Source organism: Lacinutrix sp. (assembly GCF_037625555.1).
GTDB lineage: Bacteria > Bacteroidota > Bacteroidia > Flavobacteriales > Flavobacteriaceae > Lacinutrix.
In genome coordinates this window covers 32825-55418 of sequence record NZ_JASJHV010000044.1, presented here as the reverse complement: position 1 = coordinate 55418, position 22594 = coordinate 32825, and the positions used below count along the sequence as shown (strand labels likewise).

Annotated in this window: 21 protein-coding genes and 1 pseudogene; 13 read left to right on the top strand and 9 right to left on the bottom strand. The window is 31.5% G+C overall.

Features of this window, described 5'->3' with window-relative positions; translation table 11 throughout:
• Positions 1-59: 59 nt before the first annotated feature.
• The 4 genes from QNK89_RS02775 (at position 60) to QNK89_RS02760 (ending at position 3702) form a co-directional block, all read left to right on the top strand.
• The gene (locus tag QNK89_RS02775) at positions 60-1424 is read left to right on the top strand and encodes a tetratricopeptide repeat protein (RefSeq protein WP_340169442.1); all 1365 of its coding nucleotides are present in this window, start codon (positions 60-62) and stop codon (positions 1422-1424) included.
• Complete coding sequence (locus QNK89_RS02770; protein WP_340169441.1) at positions 1425-2201, top strand: DUF4292 domain-containing protein; 777 nt, start codon at positions 1425-1427, stop codon at positions 2199-2201.
• On the top strand, positions 2201-3430 hold the full coding sequence (locus QNK89_RS02765) for a peptidoglycan DD-metalloendopeptidase family protein (RefSeq protein ID WP_340169440.1): 1230 nt from the start codon (positions 2201-2203) through the stop codon (positions 3428-3430). The genes QNK89_RS02770 and QNK89_RS02765 overlap by 1 nt, the downstream gene beginning before the upstream one ends.
• An 80-nt stretch (positions 3431-3510) precedes the next feature.
• Positions 3511-3702 carry a hypothetical protein gene (locus QNK89_RS02760; RefSeq protein WP_340169439.1) on the top strand — a complete coding sequence of 64 codons (192 nt, stop codon included), beginning with the start codon at positions 3511-3513 and terminating at the stop codon, positions 3700-3702.
• Positions 3703-3704: 2 nt separating this feature from the next.
• On the opposite strand, the gene QNK89_RS02755 is transcribed toward QNK89_RS02760, so the two are convergent.
• Both QNK89_RS02755 and QNK89_RS02750 read right to left on the bottom strand, forming a co-directional pair.
• Positions 3705-4214 (bottom strand): acyl-CoA thioesterase, encoded by a 510-nt coding sequence (locus tag QNK89_RS02755; protein ID WP_340169550.1) that lies wholly within the window; start codon positions 4212-4214, stop codon positions 3705-3707.
• Between the two features lie 144 nt (positions 4215-4358).
• Positions 4359-5297 carry an SPOR domain-containing protein gene (locus QNK89_RS02750; protein ID WP_340169438.1) on the bottom strand — a complete coding sequence of 313 codons (939 nt, stop codon included), beginning with the start codon at positions 5295-5297 and terminating at the stop codon, positions 4359-4361.
• 104 nt (positions 5298-5401) lie between these two features.
• Between QNK89_RS02750 and dprA the strand changes: the two are divergent.
• Positions 5402-6506, top strand: a pseudogene (gene dprA / locus QNK89_RS02745) (DNA-processing protein DprA).
• A gap of 30 nt (positions 6507-6536) precedes the next feature.
• Here the strand turns inward: dprA and QNK89_RS02740 are convergent.
• On the bottom strand, positions 6537-7079 hold the full coding sequence (locus tag QNK89_RS02740; RefSeq protein ID WP_340169437.1) for a hypothetical protein: 543 nt from the start codon (positions 7077-7079) through the stop codon (positions 6537-6539).
• A gap of 83 nt (positions 7080-7162) precedes the next feature.
• Positions 7163-8131, bottom strand: coding sequence for a tryptophan--tRNA ligase (gene trpS, locus QNK89_RS02735; protein ID WP_340169436.1), 969 nt, complete (start codon positions 8129-8131; stop codon positions 7163-7165).
• 117 nt (positions 8132-8248) lie between these two features.
• Here trpS and QNK89_RS02730 point away from each other — a divergent pair, with 117 nt between their 5' ends.
• Positions 8249-8989 carry a lysophospholipid acyltransferase family protein gene (locus QNK89_RS02730; RefSeq protein WP_340169435.1) on the top strand — a complete coding sequence of 247 codons (741 nt, stop codon included), beginning with the start codon at positions 8249-8251 and terminating at the stop codon, positions 8987-8989.
• Between the two features lie 108 nt (positions 8990-9097).
• Here QNK89_RS02730 and QNK89_RS02725 read toward each other — a convergent pair whose 3' ends face one another.
• The 4 genes from QNK89_RS02725 to recA all read right to left on the bottom strand — a co-directional run bounded on the left by QNK89_RS02725 (position 9098) and on the right by recA (position 12900).
• Entirely contained in the window at positions 9098-10801 is a 1704-nt protein-coding gene (locus QNK89_RS02725; protein WP_340169434.1) for a hypothetical protein, read from the bottom strand.
• Entirely contained in the window at positions 10801-11346 is a 546-nt protein-coding gene (locus QNK89_RS02720) for an RNA polymerase sigma factor (RefSeq protein ID WP_340169433.1), read from the bottom strand. Before QNK89_RS02720 ends, QNK89_RS02725 begins: the two co-directional genes overlap by 1 nt.
• A 25-nt stretch (positions 11347-11371) precedes the next feature.
• On the bottom strand, positions 11372-11779 hold the full coding sequence (locus QNK89_RS02715) for a hypothetical protein (RefSeq protein ID WP_340169432.1): 408 nt from the start codon (positions 11777-11779) through the stop codon (positions 11372-11374).
• A 116-nt stretch (positions 11780-11895) separates the two neighbouring features.
• Positions 11896-12900 carry a recombinase RecA gene (gene recA, locus QNK89_RS02710; RefSeq protein WP_340169431.1) on the bottom strand — a complete coding sequence of 335 codons (1005 nt, stop codon included), beginning with the start codon at positions 12898-12900 and terminating at the stop codon, positions 11896-11898.
• A gap of 475 nt (positions 12901-13375) precedes the next feature.
• Between recA and QNK89_RS02705 the strand changes: the two genes are divergently transcribed.
• The 7 genes from QNK89_RS02705 to QNK89_RS02675 all read left to right on the top strand — a co-directional run bounded on the left by QNK89_RS02705 (position 13376) and on the right by QNK89_RS02675 (position 20853).
• Positions 13376-14443 (top strand): rhodanese-related sulfurtransferase, encoded by a 1068-nt coding sequence (locus QNK89_RS02705; RefSeq protein ID WP_340169430.1) that lies wholly within the window; start codon positions 13376-13378, stop codon positions 14441-14443.
• A 213-nt stretch (positions 14444-14656) separates the two neighbouring features.
• Positions 14657-15874, top strand: a complete 1218-nt coding sequence (ricT, locus tag QNK89_RS02700; RefSeq protein ID WP_340169429.1) for a regulatory iron-sulfur-containing complex subunit RicT — start codon at positions 14657-14659, stop codon at positions 15872-15874.
• Positions 15864-16343: a gliding motility lipoprotein GldH gene (locus QNK89_RS02695; RefSeq protein ID WP_340169428.1), complete on the top strand. Its 480-nt coding sequence runs from the start codon at positions 15864-15866 to the stop codon at positions 16341-16343. Before ricT ends, QNK89_RS02695 begins: the two co-directional genes overlap by 11 nt.
• A 56-nt stretch (positions 16344-16399) precedes the next feature.
• Positions 16400-18751: a transglycosylase domain-containing protein gene (locus QNK89_RS02690; protein ID WP_340169427.1), complete on the top strand. Its 2352-nt coding sequence runs from the start codon at positions 16400-16402 to the stop codon at positions 18749-18751.
• 97 nt (positions 18752-18848) lie between these two features.
• Entirely contained in the window at positions 18849-19550 is a 702-nt protein-coding gene (locus QNK89_RS02685) for a CoA transferase subunit A (protein ID WP_340169426.1), read from the top strand.
• Positions 19551-19643: 93 nt separating this feature from the next.
• Entirely contained in the window at positions 19644-20297 is a 654-nt protein-coding gene (locus QNK89_RS02680) for a CoA transferase subunit B (RefSeq protein WP_340169425.1), read from the top strand.
• 199 nt (positions 20298-20496) lie between these two features.
• A complete protein-coding gene (locus QNK89_RS02675; protein WP_340169424.1) occupies positions 20497-20853 on the top strand; it encodes a hypothetical protein in 357 nt (118 codons plus the stop codon).
• A gap of 35 nt (positions 20854-20888) precedes the next feature.
• On the opposite strand, the gene QNK89_RS02670 is transcribed toward QNK89_RS02675, so the two are convergent.
• On the bottom strand, positions 20889-22574 hold the full coding sequence (locus QNK89_RS02670; protein ID WP_340169423.1) for an ABC transporter ATP-binding protein: 1686 nt from the start codon (positions 22572-22574) through the stop codon (positions 20889-20891).
• Positions 22575-22594 lie beyond the last annotated feature (20 nt).

Sequence of the window (22594 nt, the reverse complement as noted above, 5' to 3'; positions counted from 1 at the left end):
ATTTTTTTTGGAATAATTGTTGAAATGTAATTCAGAGCGATAGCGAAGAATCTAAATAAATGAACAAACTAAAATACATACTAATTTTTATTTTCGGAATACTTTTATTTCCGCAAGCATCTATTGCACAAATAGATTTTAATGCAAAACCAGATGATGACTTAGGAAATGTTTCAGATGAGTTTCAAGAATTGTTTTATGAAGCGCTTCAGCAAAAAGCAATAGAGAATTACGATAAAGCGATTATTGCACTACAAAAATGTATTGATATTGATGACTCTGAATCTATTTTATATTTCGAATTAGGTAAAAATTATAACAAACTAAAAAACTTTGGTGCAGCAGAAGATGCACTTAAAAAGGCAGTTAGTATTGTTCCTGATAACGAGTGGTATTTAGACGAACTATACGAAAGTTATGCACAGCAAAAAGACTACGATAAAGCTATAAAAACCATTAAACAGCTTGTAAAATACCATCCTGATTATAAAGAAGATTTAGCAGCATTATACGTAAGAACAAAAAACTACAAAGACGCTCTAAAAGTACTGGATGATATTGATGATGAGTTAGGTGTTTCAGATGAAAGAGACCGTTTACGAAATCAAATTTATAATGCTACAGGTCAAAAAAAAGAACAAATAAAAAATCTTGAAGATCGCGTTGAAAATAATCCAGATGCAGAAAAAAACTACCTAGCTTTAATTTTTAGGTATAGCGAAAATAATGATAAGAAGAAAGCCTTTGAAACAGCTAAGAAGCTTTTGGAAATTAATCCAAAATCCCAATTAGTACATTTAGCACTATACAAATTCTATTTAGAAGATGACAATGCTGCTTTGGCAATACAATCTATGAAAGTTGTTTTAGTTAGTAGGCAAATAAAGCCCGAAGCAAAGTTAAAAGTATTAGCAGATTTTGTGAGTTTTGTTGGTGAAAACCCTCAATACGAAAACGACTTAGTAGAAATTACATCTTTAGTAACAGAAAACACTACAGATGCTAAGACTTTTGTAGAATTTGCAGAGTATTATTTAGCAAAAAACGATAAGGAAAAAGCAATAGAATATTACACAAAAGCACAAGCTCAAGAGCCAGAAAATTTTGGCATATTAAGAAATATTGTACTATTACATATAGATTTAAATGAGTTTGAACAAGCTGAACAAAAAAGCACATTAGGTCTCGAAAAGTATCCTTCTCAACCAGTACTATATTTAATAAATGGCGTAGCATTAAACCAGTTGTCTCAATATAAAGAAGCTATAGAAACACTTGAAATAGGTTTAGATTATATTATTGAAGATGTTAAATTGGAAGCAGATTTTTATAAGCAAATAAGTAAAGCCTACACAGGTTTAAACAATTTAGCAAAAGCAAAAACGTTTAGTGATAAAGCTAAGAAGTTAGAAACACCAAATTAAATGACCTTTAAACCACAAATAGTTTCGCTAATATTTATACTTTATATTGGTTTTGTAAGTTGTAAATCTGCTAAAACAATAGTAGAAAACGGTACTCTAAATGCAAACCTTTCTGCAAAGCAAATTATTAAAAATAACACTAAAAACAACACTAATCTTAACACGTTAAGTGCAAGGTTAAAAATAGATTCATACGATGGAGATAAGTCACAGTCTGTTTCTGTGTCCTTTAGAATGGAAAAAGATAAAACCATTTGGATGAGTAAACTTGGTATTGTTAAAGCTATTATTACTCCAACTAGAGTTGCATTTTATAATAAATTAGATGGCACTTATTTCGATGGAGATTTCACTTATTTAAGTCAGCTGTTAGGTACAGAGCTGGACTTTAATAAAGTACAATCCTTACTTTTAGGAGAGGCTGTTTTTAAACCAAATACTAAAGAATATGAGGCTTCTGTTTTCGAAAAATCTTATATGCTTAAGCCAAAAAATCAAAACGATTTATATGAGTTGTTTTTGCTATTTAATCCAACACATTTTAAAATGGATTCTCATCAAATAAGTCAGCCTAAAGAACAGAGACATCTTGAAATAAATTATTTGGCATATCAAGATGTAGAAAAAGAAATATTACCAGAGCGTATTAAAATTATCGCTCTTGAAAACGAAAAACAATTAAAAATAGATATGGAATTTAAAGGTGTACAATTAAATCAAGACCTTAAATTTCCTTTTACCATTCCTTCAGGTTACAATCTAATAACGCTTAAATAATGCATATTTTTAAACACAGAATATTAGTTTTATGCCTACTTTTTTTTAGTAGTACTTTTGTTTTTGCACAAGGCGGAAAGCAAAAAGAATTAGAAGCGAGGCGTTTGGAATTGTCTCGAGAAATTCAGCAAATAAATGTATTATTATCATCAAATCAATCTAAAAAAAAGTCACAAATATCTCAAATTGAAGACTTAAACCATAAATTAAGCGTTAGAGAAAACCTTATTAAAGTTACTAACCAGCAGGCAAATTTATTAACTAGAGAAATTAATTCTAACCAAAAGCAAATTACAGAAAACAGAGTAGAACTTACGCTATTAAAAGAAAGTTATGCTAAAATGCTTCAAAAAGCTTACAAGAACAAAAACAAACAAAGTCGTGTCATGTTCTTATTGTCTTCTAATAATTTTAAACAAGCATATAAACGTGTTCAATATTTAAACCAGTATGCAGACTACCAAAAGGAACAAGCAGATAAAATAAAACAGAAAACCATAGATTTACAGAAGGCAAATATTAAACTTTTAGAACAAAAAGAAGTTAAAAGTAATCTTATTGCCGAAAATAAAATTGAGCAAAAAACCTTACAGTTAGAACGTATGGAGCACGAGGAGATCATGAAATCTATTAAAAAAGATCTAAATAAATATACTGCTCAAATTAAAGCTAAGCAAAAAGAAGCTAAACGTATAGACAATGAAATAGATAAATTAATTCGTGACGCTATTACTGCTTCTAATAAAAAAGCAGGAGTAAAGACTACAACAAAATCTAAAAGCTTTGCTTTAACCGCAGAAGCAAAAGCTCTTGCCGCAGATTTTCTTGGTAGTAAAGGTAAATTACCTTGGCCTGTAGAAAAAGGTGTGATAAAATTACGTTATGGAAAACAACCATCTCCTTTAGACCGTACATTAACCATTAATAGTAATGGTGTAAGAATTTCTACTGCTAAAGGCGAAAAAGTACGTGCTGTATTTAATGGTGAGGTTATGAGTATTTTAAAACCTAGACGAAGTAACCCTATTGTAATGATTAAGCATGGTAACTATATTACTACATACCAAAACTTAGGGAAAATTTACGTTAAGAAAGGAGATAAGGTAACAACTAAACAGGAGATAGGAGAGGTTTTTACTAACCCAACTACAGGAGAAACGATTCTAAAATTTAGAATTGATAAGGATGATAAAACACAGAATCCTTCGAGCTGGATTTATAAGATGTAAATTCCCGTTAAGGTATAAGTTTTTGAAACCTTTACGAACTATCCTACTTATAGAAACTTCCAATAGTATTATAATTACATATGGGTTTCATTATTAAAATCATTTTAGGATTAATACTAAAATATCCAGGAGCATTTATTAGATGGCAAATTTTTAAAGAAAAACTTTTTGAAGAATATTTAGAAGACATATCATTAAATAATACCATTTCAGCTCTTTTTCTGGCTTTAATACTATGTGCATATAGTATTTTTATTAAACCTTACAATTAAAATTATTCAAACAAAGCCTTCAATTCTGTGGCGTCATTTGGCTTCAATTTTCCTGCTAAAACTAAGCTTAATTGCTTTCGCCTTAAAGCACCTTCAAAACGTTCTTTTTCAATATCGCTTTCTGGAATTAATTCTGGAACTTGAACAGGTCTCCCAGTCTCGTCAACCGCAACAAAAGTATAAATAGCTTCATTTGCCTTAGCTTTTACGCCAGATTCTCTGTCTTCTATCCAAACATCAATATAAATCTCCATAGAGCTTTTAAAAGCACGAGAAACTTTAGCATCAACAGTAACAACACTACCTAATGGAATGGCACGATTAAAAGCCACGTGGTTTACAGATGCTGTTACAACAATACGTCTAGAGTGTCGACGTGCACTAATACCTGCAGCGCGATCCATTCTAGCTAGTAATTCGCCACCAAAAAGATTGTTAATTGGATTGGTTTCACCAGGTAAAACCATATCTGTCATTATTGTTCTTGAGTCTTTTGCTGTTCTTGCTTCCATAATATTTCCTGCCAAGACAGGAATTTGTTTTAAATATTATAATAACGATAACGAACTACTATTATTCGGTTTAGTTATTTTTTGAAATGGGGTAAGCCGATTTAGAATTTCAGCCTTAAGTTTTAGGAAAATTTAAGAGAAAGTTTAGTCTAGTGTTTTAACTAGCAACCATGCGTTTTTATTGTTACTTTGTCTAACACTTCTTAACTCACGTAAAGCTTCGTTTCTATTGCTAAAACTAGAATAAACTACTTGATGTAAATCGTATTTATTAGCACCAATTTTTCTTGCTTTAAAACCTAATGCTTTAAGTTCGGCAACTTTCTTATTGCAGTTTTCTTCTACTCTAAAAGCACCAGCTACAATATGGTAATTTCCAGATTGTTTACTTACATTTAATGTAGCAGCTGGCAATGGATTACTTATAATAAAAGTTGCTTCTTGAATTTGTGTTTCTAGTTGTGTATTCGCTTCTTCTTGAGCAATTTCATTTTGAGCGTTAATATCACTTACATAATAATTACCAGAAACTAAACCACCTACAGTTAGCGCAATTAAAGCAATAGCTGCATATTTAAGATAGAGCTTTGTTCTGCGTTTTTCTGGAGTAATTGTTAGTGGTATTATCTTTTCAATGGCCTCAATCTCTTCTTTGTAAACTTCTCTAGTAACAGATGGAGATACATATTGAGATAATCCAAAAGCATCTGTTAAGTAATTTAAATGATAGCTTGGGTTAAATTCAATTTTACTATCGTTATTTAATTTTAACTCACCAATATTTTCAAGTAAAATAGTTTCACCTTGAGTTAAATTAGACTTTAATGTTTTAACGCGTTTTGCAATTTTCTCTGTTGCTGTTTCAAAAGGAATTTTCTCAACATCAGCAATGTAATGCGCAAGTAAACCATCGTTAGTTTGTATTTGCTCGTTAAATAACAATTGTTTTTTTGGTGGATAAAAAGCATTTGTAGATTCGTGAACAGTTGCAGATACGCGTTGTGATAAAAAGGCACCAAACTCAGGTACAGTTACACATTCGTAACGGTATAATAAATCGCTTATGTAAGTCTCTAATTGCATAGAAACAAAGTTAATATTTTTTGTTAGATAATAAAACCTACGCTCTATTAGTTATTAACACCGCTAAAATTCTTTTATTGTAGTCTCAAAATCAATTAGATAAAATGACGGAAAATGAATTGCTTTATGTTTTGGCACTACAAAACGTCACAAAAATTAGCGATGTAACTGCTAAAAAACTCATTGCACACTGTGGTTCTGCCGAAGTTGTGCTTAAAGAGAAAAAGCAAAATCTTTTAAATATTGATGGGATTGGAAGTATTACTATTTCAGATTTGTTTAGCCGAAATCACCTTGAATCTGCAGAAAATGAGCTTAAGTTTATTAAAGCCGAAGGTATAAAAACACATTATTTTAATTCTGAAACATATCCTGAACGACTAAAGCATTGTATTGATAGTCCTATTTTATTGTTTGAAGCTGGAAATATAAATCTTAACAAAAAATATATAATAAGTGTTGTTGGAGCCAGAAAAATAAAGACTTCTGGTATTGCTTTTTGCGAAAAACTAATTGAAGAATTGGCAATTTATGATACCGTTATTGTTTCTGGGTTTGCTTACTGTACCGATATTACTGCACAAAAAGCAGCGATAAAACATAATTTACAATCCATTGGTTGTTTGGCTCATGGTTTAAACCAAATCTATCCCAAAACGCATAAAAAGTATATGGCAGAGGTTGAAAACAATGGAGGTTTTTATACCGATTTTTGGAGTACAGCAAATTTTGCTCGTAATAATTTTTTAAAACGTAACAGAATAATTGCAGGTATTAGTGAAGCTACTATTGTTGTAGAATCTGCCGAAAAAGGAGGTAGCTTAGTTACTGCAGATATTGCAAATTCTTACAATCGTGATGTGTTTGCAGTACCAGGTCGCAGCACAGATTCGCAAAGTGTAGGTTGTAATAATTTAATAAAACAGCAAAAAGCCCATTTATTATCAACGCCTTTAGATGTGCCATATTTATTAAATAGGCAATTAGAAGACGATGTAAAACCAGCTGTACAAAAACAATTATTTGTAGAACTTGATGATAACGAAAAAGTAATTTATAATTACTTAAAAGACAACAATAAAGTAATGTTAGATATTATTGCTTTAAACTGTAATATGCCAACTTTTAAAAATTGCTGGATTGTTGTTAAATATCGAATTAAAAGGTGTAGTGAGACCTTTGCCTGGTAAATTGTTTGAGGTTATTTAAATTACTGCGAAGGCAGGAGTCTCATCACTTTTATTTTTTTAAACTAGAAATAGACTTATTAAATAACTCTAAATCTTTTTCTTTAGCATTAATATAAAGTATTGCTATTTCATTGTAAAAACGAACTCCATGAAATTTATTGTTTTTTAACTTCACATCATCAATGTTGCTAATATTGTTTTTCCATATTAAATCAAGAAATTCTTTCTTTTTTAGCAAGTAATGATTTTGAAATTTAATTTTATTAGAATTTAGATGTCCATTTTTAACTATATAAATGGAGCTACCATTATCATATTTAAAAATATGCTCTGAAGGAATAGAGCTAAATGTCCCAGAAGTTTGATATATACTAATATTTGGAATCATCAATCTATATGGCTCTTCTATTTTATTTTGCGTTGTAAGAGTAATTTGTTTTTTTTCAATTTTTAAAAAGGTGTCTTCAATTTTAATAGTTTTAAATAAAGCAAATAATTCTTTTGTTTCTTCAAGCTTGTATGTTTTTGATACCTTACAACTAGTAAAGGATACAACTAATAAAACTAGAATGATATTTAAGAAGTTTTTCATTTATGCGCTTTCACCAAAGATTAACCTTTAAAACAAATTATAATAATAGAAATGAGTGAAAGCTATTTTTACTTGAGTAAAAACTAATACCCAACCTTCTTCCTAACACGCTCTAAAACAGCATTAGCCACAAGCTTAGCTTTTTCAGCACCTTTAGTTAATGCTTCATCAATTTTGTCTAAGTTATTCATGTAAAACTCATAACGTTCGCGTTGTGTTTCAAAAGTTTTTAAAACCAATTCAAACAAGGCTTGTTTGGCTTGCCCGTAACCATAATTACCATTTTCGTAATTGGCTTTCATTGTTGTTATTTCATTTTCAGATGCTAATAAACTATAAATAGCAAAACAGTTACAAGTAGCCCAATCTTTAGGGTCTTCAAGTGGTGTACTATCAGTTTCGATGGTCATTATTTGCTTACGTAGTTTTTTTTCTGGTAAAAATATATTGATAATATTACCTTTACTTTTACTCATTTTAGCACCATCTGTGCCTGGAATAAGCATGGTGTATTCTTGTATTTTAGCTTCAGGTAGCACAAAGGTTTCGCCTAGTTTAGCATGAAAACGAGAGGCAACATCACGCGTCATTTCTATGTGTTGTAATTGGTCTTTTCCAACAGGAATAATTTCAGCATCATATAATAAAATATCTGCAGCCATAAGCATTGGATAGCTAAATAAACCAGAGTTTACATCTTCTAACCTATCGGCTTTGTCTTTAAAACTATGTGCTAATGTTAAGCGATTATAAGGAAAAAAACAGCTTAAATACCAAGATAACTCTGTAACTTGTGGTACATCGCTTTGTCTATAAAACACTGTTTTTTCTATATCTAAACCAAAAGCTAACCAAGTAGCCGCAGTAGAATACGTGTTATTACGTAAAGTGCCTCCATCTTTTATTTGAGTTAAGGAGTGCATGTCTGCAATAAACAAGTAAGACTCGTTAGCATAATTATTAGCTAAAGCCATTGCTGGCATTAATGCGCCTAAAATGTTTCCTAAATGTGGTGTTCCTGTACTTTGTATTCCTGTAAGTATTCTTGCCATGTTTACTTTCCGTGTAAACGGAAATCTATTTAATTCAACTTCTTTTAAAATCTAAAAAAACAAAGGTATTTTTTTTCGATTAAAATAGCTCAAAACAATTATGTATTTTTGGCGCTTATGATTGTATTTAAGTACATTTTTTGGGTGTTGTATCGCATTTGGTTCTATATTATGGTTGCTTTGCCAATTATTATTATGTTTCCGTTGCTTATACTATCTATTTTAAAAGAGTCTTGGTATCCCTATTTTTTTAAATTAGCACGTATTTGGGCAAGAGCTATTTTAATTGGTATGGGATTTAATACTAAAATTATTAGAGAACAAATTCCTGCACAAGATAAAAGCTATATGTTTATTGCTAACCATACCTCTATGGCAGATATTATGCTCATGTTAGTAACAGTTAAAAATCCTTTTGTATTTGTTGGTAAAGCGGAGTTAGCTAAGATTCCTTTGTTTGGGTTCTTCTATAAGCGCACTGCAATATTGGTTGATAGAAGTAATGAAAAGAGTAGAAAAGAAGTGTTTAAAAGTGCGCAAAGACGCTTAAAACAAGGTTTAAGTATTTGTATTTTTCCTGAAGGTTTAGTGCCAGAAGAAGAGGTCTTACTTGCAGATTTTAAATCTGGTGCTTTTAGGTTAGCCATTAATTATCAAATACCAATTGTGCCAATCACTTTTGCAGACAATAAAAAACTTTTTTCTTTTACTTTTTTTAGCGGAGGACCTGGAAGGATGAGAGCTAAAATTCATAAGTTTATAGAAACAAAAGACTTAACAGCTAAGGATTCTGCTGTAATTAAAGAGCGTTCTAAAGCATTAATTTATAATCAATTGATAGTGTTTTCTTCAAAATAATAAATTAAAAAAGCTGCCCTTGGCACAGAGCAGCTTTTAAATCATCATTGTGTTCTTAATTTAATGAGGTACTAAGTAAAAGTCTAACCAACTAAAATAACCTAAAATTTAAAATTTATAACTGATACCAGTATAAACACCAATGATGTAAGGTCTAAAATTTCCAGATGTTTCGCTGTAAGCATTAATTTGGTATTTGAAAGTAGGCTCTAAATTAAATTTAATAGAATTGTTAAATTTATAATCTATACCTATTCCTGCGTTTGCGCTAAAGCTTAAATTATTAATATTATTGGCTTCACCAATCTTTGTTTTTCTATTATCTACTTCTGTAACAACTTCGTTATCACTTAAAATAAAGGTGCTAAATCCACCTATAATATTTAAACCAAAACGTTTATTAACAACTGCATATTCTAATTCTAATGGCACTTCAAAATAGCTTAATCGCTGACTTAAAGCAGCATTAAGGTCGTCGTTAATAAAACCGTCTATTTGTTGTACAGATAAACTATTACTACTTAAAACAGAAATAGTTTGACCAGCGCTTGTAGGCGTAAAATCTATATTTCTGAGAGGTGAACTACTTGGTGTATTTGTAACATTTTCATAAACAATAACATTTGCTGTATCGTAGCTTAAATTTAGTTTGTTAACACCAGAGCGTAATTTTAATTTATTGTTTAAAGCATAGCCTACATTAACACCATAACTGGTATTAATTTCTCCATTTTTAGGATTATCTACAAATTGTTCGTGAATGTGAGAACCTTTGCCAAGAGTATTATAGTAAACAGGTGCAGCATTTGCGTTTACCGACCACCTGTCTAAGTTTTCTTCTTCTTTTTCATCAAGACTTTCAGTCTTGGCAAGAGCCTCTTCGATGGTGTTAGACGAGTTTGCGCTGTCTGGTTCCATCATTTTTTCTTCTTCCTTTTCTTTCTCACTATTTGTTGTTGCAACAGCTGTATTAATTGTTGCAGTATTGTTTTCTATAGCATTTGTATCTATAGTATTCTTATTAGTTAAACTGTTATTGTTTGTAATACTGTTTGTGTTGATATTATTTTTGGGTATTGTAGTTTCTAAAGCCTTACTCTTTGTAATAGAGGTTTTATTTGTTGTAGCCTTATTATTTGCGTTTGCAGTAGCAATATTTGTATTGTTAGATACATCCTTATTTATTTTTTCTACTGAATTATTCTGTGTTAAAGACTCAGAATTTTTTGATGAATTTAGTACGATTTTATGTTCTAAAATTTTACCAATACCATTTGCACCATTAGAATTATTGTTATTTTGGTTAGTAACATAATTATTAGTATTTGGTTTATTTTGTTCTAAAGTATTCTCTCTATTTGAAGCTTTAGAACTTAAATTACTAACTTCATTTTGGTTTACTTCTTTAGTATTATTCTCGCTAGTTACTATTAGAGTATTTCCCTTTTGGGTTGTGCTTTCTAAACCTTCATTATTATTGTTTTCTATAGTGTTTTTAGAGTCCTTAGAGTTATTTGTATCTATACTTTTCGAATTAGTATTTATACTTTCTGTAGTTTTAGTTTCTACAATAGTTGTGTTGTTATTGTCCTTGTTTTCGTTATTAAATGCTAATTTTACAATGGTAAATAATAAAATTAAAGCTGCAGCAATACTTGCAAAACGTAACCAAAGCGGTAATACTTTTTTTGGTTTCTGTTCTGGATCCTGCATTTTATTTTGAATACCAGCCCAAACATTACTGCTTGGTTTAGCTTCAAAATCTTTAAACTTTTCTTGAAAAAGCCTATCTATATGTTTTTTTTCACTCATTATAAAGATTGAGATTGTAGTCTCGTTTTATAGTCTGTTATTTTATCTCTTAAAATCTGCCTGGATCTTGCCAAGTTAGATTTTGATGTTCCTGTGGTTATTTTCAGCATTTCGGCTATATCTTTATGCGAATAACCATCTATTACATAAAGGGTAAAAACCAAACGATAACGGTCTGGTAGTTCTTGAATTATTTGAAGAAGGTAGTCTATTGAAATAGAATCATCATCTTCTACTGTAACTGCAACATCTTCAATTAAATCTTCATTTACAATATCAAAAACGCCTTGAGTTCTATAGCACTGTAATGCAGTATTTATAGCAATTCGTTTTAGCCAGCCTTCAAAAGAACCTTTATTTTTATATTGTCCTGTTTTTTTAAAAATAGTTATAAATGCATCCTGTAAATTATCTTCAGCTTCTGCATAGTTTCTTGAGTACTTCAAGCATACAGAAAACAACTTGCTCGAAAAGAGCTTATAAAGTTCACTTTGTGCTTTGGTATCATTAATCTTACAATTTTCTATGAGTTGGTTTAAACTCAAATTAAATCCATGTATTAGTTAGTAATTATTCTACTACAGGAACCTCTACTGTTGAGTAAATTTCCTCTCCATTATCATTTTCACCTTGCCAAAATTTAAAAGTATAAGTCCCAATTTGGGTAGCTTTAAAATTAAATGAGACCTCTAGTTCAGAGTTTAACTCTGTACAATCTCCATTACTTTGAAAAACAGTACCTATAACATATACATTGCCTTGGTTGTTATGTTTTTGTAATAGGATGTCATTAAAAGCATGGCAAGTTGTAGGCCTTAAATAAGTTAAAGTAACCTCATAATCTTCATTAACAATAAATTCTTCAGGTAATGTAACAGATTCTACAGGCATAGCCTCTTGATAGGTTTCAAGAGAATCGTCATTTGTACTACAAGAAAGAATGGTTAAACTTATTAATAAAACTAGGAGTTTTTTCATCTTTAAATTTGAATTCTATTTACGTGTGTTTATAGGTAGATGCAAAAATCTTAAAAAGGTTGCGTCTAAAAATAAAAAAATCCCGAAAAAATCAGGATTTAGTAATTATTTAATATTTACATATCGTCTTTAATGGCTTGTTTTATTTTTTGTTCAAGCTCATCACAAAGTTCAGGATTGTCTTTTATTATTGCTTTAACAGCATCTCGACCTTGTCCTAACTTAGTGTCTCCATAACTAAACCAAGAACCAGCTTTTTTAACTATTTCTTTTTCTACTGCTACGTCTAAAATTTCACCAACTTTACTAACACCTTCTCCATACATGATATCGAACTCTGCTAATTTAAACGGTGGAGCCACTTTGTTTTTAACAACTTTAACTCTAGTTTTATTTCCTAATACAGCACCATCAGTACTTTTTATTTGTGTAGAACGTCTTATGTCCAAACGTACCGAGGCATAAAACTTAAGTGCATTACCTCCAGTTGTTGTCTCTGGGTTTCCAAACATTACACCAATTTTTTCACGCAATTGGTTAATAAATATTACTGTACAATTAGTTTTACTTATAGATGCTGTTAATTTTCTTAAGGCTTGAGACATTAAACGTGCATGTAGTCCCATTTTACTGTCACCCATTTCACCTTCAATTTCACTTTTTGGTGTTAATGCGGCAACCGAGTCAATTACTACAATATCAATAGCGCCAGAGCGTATTAAATTATCTGTAATTTCTAATGCTTGCTCTCCATTATCTGGTTGAGAGATAATTAAATTATCTATATCTACACCAAGTTTTTCTGCATAAAAACGGTCGAAAGCATGCTCTGCATCAATAAAAGCAGCAATACCACCAGCTTTTTGAGCCTCAGCAATAGCATGAAGTGTAAGTGTGGTCTTACCAGAAGATTCAGGACCATAAATTTCTATAACACGCCCACGTGGATAACCACCAACGCCTAATGCAATATCTAAACCTAAAGAACCAGAAGGAATAGCTTCGACATCTACAATTGCAGCATCGCTCATTTTCATTACTGTTCCTTTTCCGTATGCCTTGTCTAATTTATCTAAAGTTAGCTTTAGTGCCTTTAATTTCGCTTCTTTTTCATTGCTCATAGTATCTATTTTTACTGTTATTCGTGCTAAAATACTACTTTTTTAATCTTTTTTTTAATTTCTCACGCAACCTTTTCAAACTTTTTGCATCTATTAATAAAAGTAGGAAAATTTTAGCTATGAAAAAGAAAAATTAATCTCATTTTTAAATTCATGTTTAATTTATAAGTGTAATTACATGAGGTATTTAAAAAAAGTATTAACATCAAAAGCATTAGGTGTTTCAGCCTCTGTTACAGTTAACAGCAGCTTTAAAGCCGATGGAGGTTAGCTCGTTTGTTTTTTTTAGAGATAAAAAATTTAATAACGAGTTAGTCTATTAAAAGTCCGTTACGCAAATAACGGACTTTTTTTGTGCTTTACTGTTTGAAACTTGCCACTTTCATTTAAAATAATACCTTTGCAGTTATAAACCTAAAAGCTTCTTTTTGAAAGCTATATTAGGAATTCTTTAACCTTAAAAACTTAGTATAGCATGCAACTGTACAACAAATTAAGCGCCAAAGAAAGAGCAGAGCTTATAGAAAAAGCAGGAAAAGACCGTTTAACGTTATCGTTTTACGCTTATACTCAAATTGGCAATCCACAACAATTACGTGACAATTTATTTATTAAATGGGACAGTTTAGACGTTTTAGGGCGTATTTATGTCGCACAAGAAGGTATTAATGCGCAATTATCTCTACCTGCAGATAATTTTGAAGCCTTTAAAATACATCTAGATAGCATAGATTTTTTAAACGGCATTCGATTAAACATTGCTGTAGAACAAGATAACATGTCTTTTTTAAAGCTAAAAGTCAAAGTAAGAGACAAAATTGTAGCAGATGGTTTAAACGATGACTCCTTTGATGTAACAAATAAAGGCGTACATCTTTCAGCCAAAGATTTTAATGAGATGCTTGCAAACCCAAATACGGTTTGTGTAGACATGCGAAATCACTACGAAAGTGAAATAGGCCATTTTGACGGTGCTGTTACTCCAGATATAGATACTTTTCGTGAAAGTTTAGATATTATTGAAGCCGATTTGCGGGAGCACAAAGAAGAAAAAAATCTTTTAATGTATTGCACAGGAGGAATCCGTTGCGAAAAAGCAAGCGCTTATTATAAACATAAAGGCTTTAAAAACGTATATCAACTAGAAGGCGGAATTATAGAGTACACAAGACAAGTAAATGCAGATGGCATTGAGAATAAATTTATTGGGAAAAACTTTGTTTTTGATGATAGACGCGCTGAAAAAATTAGTGAAGATGTAATTGCAAAATGCCACCAATGTGGAAACCCTTTCGATGTGCATACAAATTGTGCTAACGATGCATGTCATTTACTTTTTTTACAATGTGAAACCTGTAAAGAAGAAATGAATAATTGTTGCTCAACTACCTGCAAAGAAATACATGCATTACCTTTTGAAGAACAAAAAGAATTAAGAAAAGTTCAAGGTAATAGTAACGACATCTTTAAAAAAGGACGAGCAGATCATCTACCTTACAAAAAGGATTTACGTAATATTTTCGAGAACTTTAAAAAAGACTAATACATTTAATTACTAGATATAAACCTGAGATTAGCTTCTCAGGTTTTTTTATATTTTAAAGTCATAATAATAATCTTATCTTTACCGTTAGATTTTATTCTAAGCTGAAAGCAGAATATTTCAGTACAAAATAAAATAATATTAATCGTCTTCTGATGCTCAAGCGTCTTGTTTTATAGTTGTAAAGCATTCAGAATCAATATATCTACACATATGGCTTGCGCAAGTTGCACAACTAAAGATGGCTCACCAAAAGGCTGCAAAAATAACGGTACCTGTGGTACAGACAGCTGTAATAAACTAACTGTTTTCGATTGGTTAGCAAATATGTCTGTTCCAAACGGAGAAAAACCTTTCGATTTTGTTGAGGTTCGTTTTAAAAACGGAAGAAAGCACTACTATAAAAACACTGAAAATTTATCATTATCTATTGGAGATATTGTTGCTACACAAGCACAATCAGGACATGATATTGGTATGGTAACCTTAACAGGAGAGTTGGTTCGCGTACAAATGAAACGCAAAAAAATCAATGAAAAACCAGAAGACGTTTTAAAAATATATAGAAAAGCATCTCAAAAAGATATAGACATTTGGAGCGAAGTACGTGATAAAGAAGAGCTAATCAAGGTTCGTGCAAGACAATTTGCTATCGATTTAAAGCTTCAAATGAAGATTTCAGATATCGAATTCCAAGGAGATGCAAGTAAGGTTACTTTTTATTACACTGCAGAAGAACGTGTAGATTTTAGAGATCTAATTAAGGTGTTTGCTCGCGAATTTAGAACGCGAATAGAAATGAAACAAGTTGGCTTTAGACAAGAAGCATCAAGACTTGGTGGTATAGGTTCTTGTGGTCGCGAATTATGTTGCTCTACATGGTTAACAGATTTTAGATCTGTGAGTACAAGTGCAGCAAGATATCAGCAATTATCCTTAAACCCACAAAAGCTTTCTGGACAATGTGGAAAGTTAAAATGTTGTTTAAATTATGAGCTAGACTCTTATCAAGACGCATTAAAAGCATTCCCAAAAACAGACACTAAATTATACACAGAAAAAGGAACTGCTGTTTGCCAAAAAACAGATATTTTTAAAGGACATATGTGGTATGCCTACGAAGGTGAGTGGATGAATTGGCATAAGATAACTACAGATCAAGCTAGAGGAATTATTAAAATTAATAATAATAAGGAAAGAGAAAAGATTGCTAGTTTAGAGGAATACGCGTCAGAACTGGAAGAAGAGGTTGCTGTAGCATTCGAAAACGTAGTTGGCCAAGATAGTTTAACACGTTTCGATAGTCCAAAAGGCAATAAAAAACGTAGAAATAATAAGAGCCGTAATCGTAACAACAAAAATAGCTCAAATAATAAGCCTCAAAGCAAAGAACAAAATAAGCCTAAAAACAAACCTAAAGATGCAAAGTAAACTTTTTTTTTTACTATTCTCTTTAATTTTAGTGTCTTGCGACTCTAAAAGTGTTTTCGATGAGTATGAAACAATTCCAGATGTTTGGAATAAAGACAAAAACATAAGCTTTAATGTAAGTCCACCAGACTCTATTAACGCATACAACTTATTTGTTAACCTACGTAATACTACAGATTACAAATACAGTAATTTATTTTTAATTGTTGAAATGAATTTTCCTCACGGAAAAAATATTGTTGATACTTTAGAATACAAAATGGCAAAACCAAATGGCGCATTTCTAGGCACTGGTTTATCCAGTGTTAAAGAGAACAAATTGTGGTACAAAGAAGGTGTTGTTTTTAATGAAAAAGGAGATTATACTGTAAATATAAAACACGCTATGCGTGAAAACGGAGAGGTTAATGGTATTGCTAATTTAGAAGGTATTACAGATATTGGTTTTAGAATTGAAAAAACAAAATAATGTCACTTCGAGTGATTTTGCTTACTCAAGATTGTAGAGAGAAGAAATAGTTTAATATGGCAAAGACAAAAACAAAAAAAACAGAAGTTCATCAAGGTTTCGAAAAATACGTTCGTAGGTTTTGGATGTTATTTTTAGGAGGTATTATTGCAATAGCATTATTCTTTCTATTAGCTTCATGGAGTGTATTTGGCGAGTTGCCAGACCATACTCAATTAGAAAATCCAGAAACTAATCTAGCAACAGAAATTGTATCTAGTGACGGTAAAACATTAGGTAAATTTTATTTTGATGATAATAGAACACCAGTAAAATATGAAGATTTATCTAAAAGCTTAGTCGATGCATTAATTGCAACAGAAGATGTTCGGTTTCATGAACATTCTGGTATAGATGCAAGAGGAACTTTAAGAGCTATTGTGTACTTAGGCTCTAAAGGAGGAGCAAGTACAGTTTCACAACAATTATCTAGACAGTTGTTTGTAGGTCCAGCAGCAACTAATACCATAGAAAGAATAGTGCAGAAAGCTCAAGAATGGGTAATAACTACAAAATTAGAACGCCAATACACAAAAGAAGAAATTATTACTCAATACTTTAATATTTACGATTTTGGTAATAATGGAGATGGTATTCGCTCGGCTTCAAATATCTATTTTGATAGAGAGCCAAATGAATTAAGTATTAAAGAGTCTGCAATGTTAGTTGGCATGTTTAAGAATTCGTCACTATACAATCCTAGACGAAATCCCGTAGGTGTAAAGAACAGACGAAATGTAGTGTTAGCACAAATGCACAAATATGGATATATTAGTGAAACAGAAAAAGATTCGCTTCAAAAAACAGAACTAGACTTACGTTATTCACCACAGTCTCATAGAGATGGTACAGCTACCTATTTTAGAGAGTATTTAAGATCATGGATGAAAGACTGGACTAACGATAAAGCCAACAGAAAGCCAGATGGAAAAAAGTACAACATTAATAGCGATGGCTTAAAAGTGTTTGTAACCATAGATTCGCGTATGCAAAAATACGCAGAAACAGCTGTAAATAGGCATATGCCAAGATTGCAAGCAGAATTTTTTAATCAAAACACGCCAGAAATAAATAAAACAGCACCTTTTTTAGACTTATCTAATTCTGAAATTGAATCGCTAATGAAAAATGGTATGAGACGTGGAGAACGTTGGAGGATATTAAAAAAACAAGGAAAAAGTAATAAAGAAATTGAAGAGTCTTTTAATGTGCCAACTAAAATGACTGTCTTTAAATGGGTAGATGGTAAAGCTAGTGAAGCAGATACTATCATGAAGCCTATGGACTCTATGCGTTATTATAAATCTTTTTTACGTACGGGAATGATGAGTATGGATCCACAAACAGGACATGTAAAAGCTTGGGTTGGTGGTATGAATTACAGGCACTTTCAATACGATATGGTTAACCAAGGTAAGAGACAAGTAGGCTCTACTTTTAAACCTTTTGTTTATGCAACTGCAATAGACCAATTACACATGTCGCCATGTGATAAATTACCATTATCTCAAATAACTATTGAAGCTAATAAATATGGTAATCCAGAACCATGGTCACCTAAAAACGATAATGGAGATTACGGTGGAGAAAAAACACTAACAGATGCCTTAGCAAATTCTGTAAACACCATTACTGCAAGACTAATGGATAAAGTAGGACCACAACCAGTTGCCGATTTAGCTAGACGTTTAGGGGTTACTTCAGAGATTCCAGAAGTGCCATCAATTGCATTAGGAACACCAGATATTAGTGTTTACGAAATGGTTGGTGCTTATTCTGCATTTGCAAATCAAGGTGTGTATACAAAACCAGTAATGATTGAACGTATTGAAGATAAAAACGGAACTGTTTTATATCAATTTCCACCAGAAACAAGAGATGTTTTAAGTGCAGAATCTGCCTATGTAACCGTTAAGTTAATGGAAGGTGTTACACAAAGTGGGTCTGGAGCACGTTTACGTACAACTTGGATGCCTAAGAAAGGTGTATATCCAGAAATTATTACAGGCTATCCTTACGAATTTAAAAATCCTATTGCTGGAAAAACAGGAACAACACAAAACCAGAGTGATGGTTGGTTTATGGGAATGGTTCCAAACTTAGTTACAGGTGTTTGGGTAGGAGCAGAGGATAGAGCAGCACATTTTAAAAGTATAACTTATGGTCAAGGCGCAGCAATGGCATTGCCAATTTGGGGAATGTACATGAAAAGTTGTTATGAAGACGACACGCTAAAAGTATCTAAAGATAACTTCGAAAAACCCAAGGATTTATCTATAGAAGTAGATTGCGATAAATACCAAGCTGATAATTTAGATGGAGAAAATGAAACTCCCATTGAAGAAATATCTGATGGTTTAGAATTGTAATCATAAAACTTTAAACAGTCTAAAAATATTTAAAAGCCATTCGTTATAGAATGGTTTTTTTATTTCATAAATTTAAGCCACGAATAAAAATATAAAAATGATAAATAAAAAAGTAAACTCGGTTAACGAAGCTACAAAAGGTATAACAGACAACATGACGTTTATGCTAGGTGGTTTTGGTTTGTCTGGAATTCCAGAAAATGCTATTGCAGCTCTAGTTAAGAGTGGTGTAAAAGGTTTAACTTGTATTTCTAATAATGCAGGAGTAGATGATTTTGGCTTAGGTTTATTATTACACAAAAAACAAATAAATAAAATGGTCTCTTCTTACGTTGGAGAAAACGACGAATTTGAGCGCCAAATGCTTTCCGGAGAACTAGATGTAGAACTAATACCTCAAGGTACTTTAGCCGAAAGATGTCGTGCAGCACAAGCAGGATTTCCTGCGATTTTCACACCAGCTGGTTATGGAACTGAGGTTGCAGAAGGAAAAGAAACTCGCGAATTCGATGGTAAAATGTATGTTTTAGAACACGCCTTTAAAGCCGATTTTGCTTTTGTAAAAGCTTGGAAAGGTGATGCAGCTGGAAACTTAATGTTTAAAGGAACGGCTAGAAATTTTAATCCGTGTATGGCTGGAGCAGCAAAAATTACTGTTGCTGAGGTTGAAGAATTAGTACCAGTTGGTGAATTAGCTCCAAACCAGATTCACATTCCAGGAATTTTTGTGCAACGTATATTTAAAGGAGAAAAATACGAGAAACGCATTGAGCAAAGAACAGTAAGACAGAAAGCTTAAAAACAATTAATCAATTTGAAGATTATATAATTTGAAGATGAGGAACGACAAAGAAAATCAAATTGTAAAATCAACACATTATCAAATTAAATTATGTTAGATAAAACAGGAATAGCAAAACGTATTGCAAAAGAAGTACAAGATGGTTATTATGTAAATTTAGGAATAGGTATTCCAACATTAGTAGCAAACTATGTACGCGATGATATAGAAGTAGAATTTCAAAGTGAAAATGGTGTTCTTGGTATGGGACCATTTCCTTTTGAAGGCGAAGAAGATGCAGACATAATAAATGCAGGAAAGCAAACCATAACAACACTACCTGGAGCAAGTTTTTTTGATAGCGCAACTAGTTTTGCTATGATTCGTGGACAGCATGTAGATTTAACCATTTTAGGAGCTATGGAAGTAGCTGAAAATGGAGACATTGCCAACTGGAAAATACCAGGAAAAATGGTAAAAGGAATGGGTGGCGCAATGGACTTAGTTGCAAGTGCAGAAAATATTATTGTTGCTATGATGCATACTAACAAAAGAGGCGAATCTAAAATACTTAGTAAATGCTCTTTACCATTAACAGGAGTAGGTTGTGTTAAAAAAGTAGTAACCAATTTAGCAGTTTTAGAAGTTACAGACAAAGGTTTCAAGCTTTTAGAACGTGCTCCAGGAGTTTCGGTTGAAGAGATTAAAAACGCAACTGAAGGTACTTTAATTATTGAAGGCGATATTCTTGAAATGAATTTATAAAATTTTTTTTCTTGTTCAAATCAAAATTATATTTTTTTTATTCATTTTTAGTGGATGTTACTCAACTAAAAAAATTAAAACAGAAAATGAATTTTAATTTCAAAAAGAACTATTTATTACAGTTGCTTTTAATTCTATTTTAAGACATAAAGGTGAAAACACAAAAAATGAAAAATTCATTTTATTAGACGAATATAGATTGCCAGCCAATAAGTTTGGTTATGGTTTCCCTATGGAATTTATTACAATACCTTTAAAGCGTAAAGAAGTTATTAACAAAAGGTCAAACTATAAGATAAAACTTATTAATGACGATAGATTATCTGCATTGCTTGAAGAATCTAATTCTTTTGAATACTTTAAGATTGGAGATTTTAACTATGATAAAATCGGCGAAGGTGATATTTCTATAATTAAAACAAATAAGGAGTTTACTGTTATTAATCGAGATACTTTAGAATTTAGGTTCGAAAAAAAAGACAAATCAAAATGGATTATTTATAGTAAAAGTGAACAAAACATACCAGGTTTTAATGTCGGAAGAAGTAAAAAATAATTTTAGCAGAAGACTTTTTTATGAAAAATTCTAGCTTACAATCCTTTAGGTATAGCATCAATTAACTTCTTAGTATATTCTTTTTTTGGTGTATTATAAATAACATCAGCATCATCAAGTTCTTCAATCTTGCCCTTATTCATAACCAATAGTTGGTCACTCATGTATTTAACAACTGCAAGATCATGAGAGATAAATATATAGGTGAATCCAAAATTTTCTTTTAGTTCATTTAATAAGTTTAGCACTTGAGCTTGAACAGAAATGTCAAGAGCAGAAACCGATTCGTCGCAAACTATTAATTTAGGCTGTAAAGCAACAGTTCTTGCAATACCTACTCGCTGTCTTTGTCCTCCAGAAAACTCGTGAGGATATCTATTAAAATGTGAAGGCTCTAGGCTAACACGTTCTAAAATTTCAATAGCCTTTTCTTGTCTTTCAGCATCGCTAGAAAATAAATTATGAACTTTCATTGGTTCAACAATAGCTTGCCCAATAGTTAATCTTGGGTTTAAAGAAGCATATGGATCTTGAAATATTATTTGTATGTCTTTTCTAAGCGCTTTTACTTGAGACGCTTTTAGTTTTGTAATGTCGTTACCGTTAAATAAAATAGCTCCAGCTGTTGGTCTGTCTAGAAGCAGAATGGCATTTCCAAGTGTAGATTTTCCGCAACCAGATTCTCCAACTAAACCTAAAGTTTCACCTTCATACAATTTAAAACTAACGTTATCGACAGCTTTAAATTTTTTGGCTTTAGAAAACAACCCAGATTTTGAAATGTATTCTTTTTCAAGATTAATAACTTCTAATAAAGGCTTATTATTGTATATGTTTTCATGCTGAATTGCTCTCATTTCTGGAGTAATAATATCTTTATTAACTGCATCACTCATAACATCGCTAATAGTTGGTAAACGTTTTAGCCTTGTTGCTAAAGAAGGTCTAGAATTTATAAGTGCTTTTGTATAATCGTGATTTGGCGATTTAAAAATAGCTTCAACCGTATTTTGCTCAACAATATTACCTTTATACATAACGACTACGCGATTTGCAATTTCAGAAATTAAAGATAAATCGTGTGTAATAAAAATAACACTCATTTTCGTTTCCGCTTGCAATGCTTTTAATAGGCTTATTATTTCATTTTGAACCGTAACATCTAAAGCTGTTGTGGGTTCGTCTGCAATTAAAATTTGCGGTTTACAAGCAATTGACATAGCGATCATGACGCGTTGTTTTTGTCCGCCAGAAATTTCATGAGGATAAGACGAAAATACGCGTTGTGGTTCTGGTAATTTCACTTTTTCAAAAAGTAATAACGTTTCTGCTTTTACTTCTTTTTTAGATAATTTAGTATGCTGAAACAGTATTTCTTCTACTTGCTTTCCACAAGTGGTCGAAGGATTTAAAGAACTCATAGGTTCTTGAAAAATCATAGCTATTTTTTTTCCTCTTATTTGCTGAAAACCTTTAGATGATAACTGCGTTAAATCTTCATCTTTAAATAGAATCTCGCCAGAGGTTATTTTTGATATTTTCTCAGGAAGCAATCCTAAAATGGCTAAAGAGGATACCGATTTCCCAGAACCAGATTCACCTACAATACCAAGAATTTCATTAGTGTTTAAATGATATGAGATATTATGAATCACTTCGTTTTCTTTTCCGTTAGAAGAGAAAGAAATAGAAAGGTTATTTATGGATAATAGATGGCTCATTTTTTTGCGGATGTTGCGCT

Bases quoted from the DNA above. Each gene is read 5' to 3' on its own strand.
- QNK89_RS02775 (WP_340169442.1), top strand. From the start codon at position 60: ATGAACAAACTAAAATACATACTAATTTTTATTTTCGGAATACTTTTA.
- QNK89_RS02770 (WP_340169441.1), top strand. From the start codon at position 1,425: ATGACCTTTAAACCACAAATAGTTTCGCTAATATTTATACTTTATATT.
- QNK89_RS02765 (WP_340169440.1), top strand. From the start codon at position 2,201: ATGCATATTTTTAAACACAGAATATTAGTTTTATGCCTACTTTTTTTT.
- QNK89_RS02760 (WP_340169439.1), top strand. From the start codon at position 3,511: ATGGGTTTCATTATTAAAATCATTTTAGGATTAATACTAAAATATCCA.
- QNK89_RS02755 (WP_340169550.1), bottom strand. From the start codon at position 4,214: ATGGAAGCAAGAACAGCAAAAGACTCAAGAACAATAATGACAGATATG.
- QNK89_RS02750 (WP_340169438.1), bottom strand. From the start codon at position 5,297: ATGCAATTAGAGACTTACATAAGCGATTTATTATACCGTTACGAATGT.
- QNK89_RS02740 (WP_340169437.1), bottom strand. From the start codon at position 7,079: ATGAAAAACTTCTTAAATATCATTCTAGTTTTATTAGTTGTATCCTTT.
- trpS (WP_340169436.1), bottom strand. From the start codon at position 8,131: ATGGCAAGAATACTTACAGGAATACAAAGTACAGGAACACCACATTTA.
- QNK89_RS02730 (WP_340169435.1), top strand. From the start codon at position 8,249: ATGATTGTATTTAAGTACATTTTTTGGGTGTTGTATCGCATTTGGTTC.
- QNK89_RS02725 (WP_340169434.1), bottom strand. From the start codon at position 10,801: ATGAGTGAAAAAAAACATATAGATAGGCTTTTTCAAGAAAAGTTTAAA.
- QNK89_RS02715 (WP_340169432.1), bottom strand. From the start codon at position 11,779: ATGAAAAAACTCCTAGTTTTATTAATAAGTTTAACCATTCTTTCTTGT.
- recA (WP_340169431.1), bottom strand. From the start codon at position 12,900: ATGAGCAATGAAAAAGAAGCGAAATTAAAGGCACTAAAGCTAACTTTA.
- QNK89_RS02705 (WP_340169430.1), top strand. From the start codon at position 13,376: ATGCAACTGTACAACAAATTAAGCGCCAAAGAAAGAGCAGAGCTTATA.
- ricT (WP_340169429.1), top strand. From the start codon at position 14,657: ATGGCTTGCGCAAGTTGCACAACTAAAGATGGCTCACCAAAAGGCTGC.
- QNK89_RS02695 (WP_340169428.1), top strand. From the start codon at position 15,864: ATGCAAAGTAAACTTTTTTTTTTACTATTCTCTTTAATTTTAGTGTCT.
- QNK89_RS02690 (WP_340169427.1), top strand. From the start codon at position 16,400: ATGGCAAAGACAAAAACAAAAAAAACAGAAGTTCATCAAGGTTTCGAA.
- QNK89_RS02685 (WP_340169426.1), top strand. From the start codon at position 18,849: ATGATAAATAAAAAAGTAAACTCGGTTAACGAAGCTACAAAAGGTATA.
- QNK89_RS02680 (WP_340169425.1), top strand. From the start codon at position 19,644: ATGTTAGATAAAACAGGAATAGCAAAACGTATTGCAAAAGAAGTACAA.
- QNK89_RS02670 (WP_340169423.1), bottom strand. From the start codon at position 22,574: ATGAGCCATCTATTATCCATAAATAACCTTTCTATTTCTTTCTCTTCT.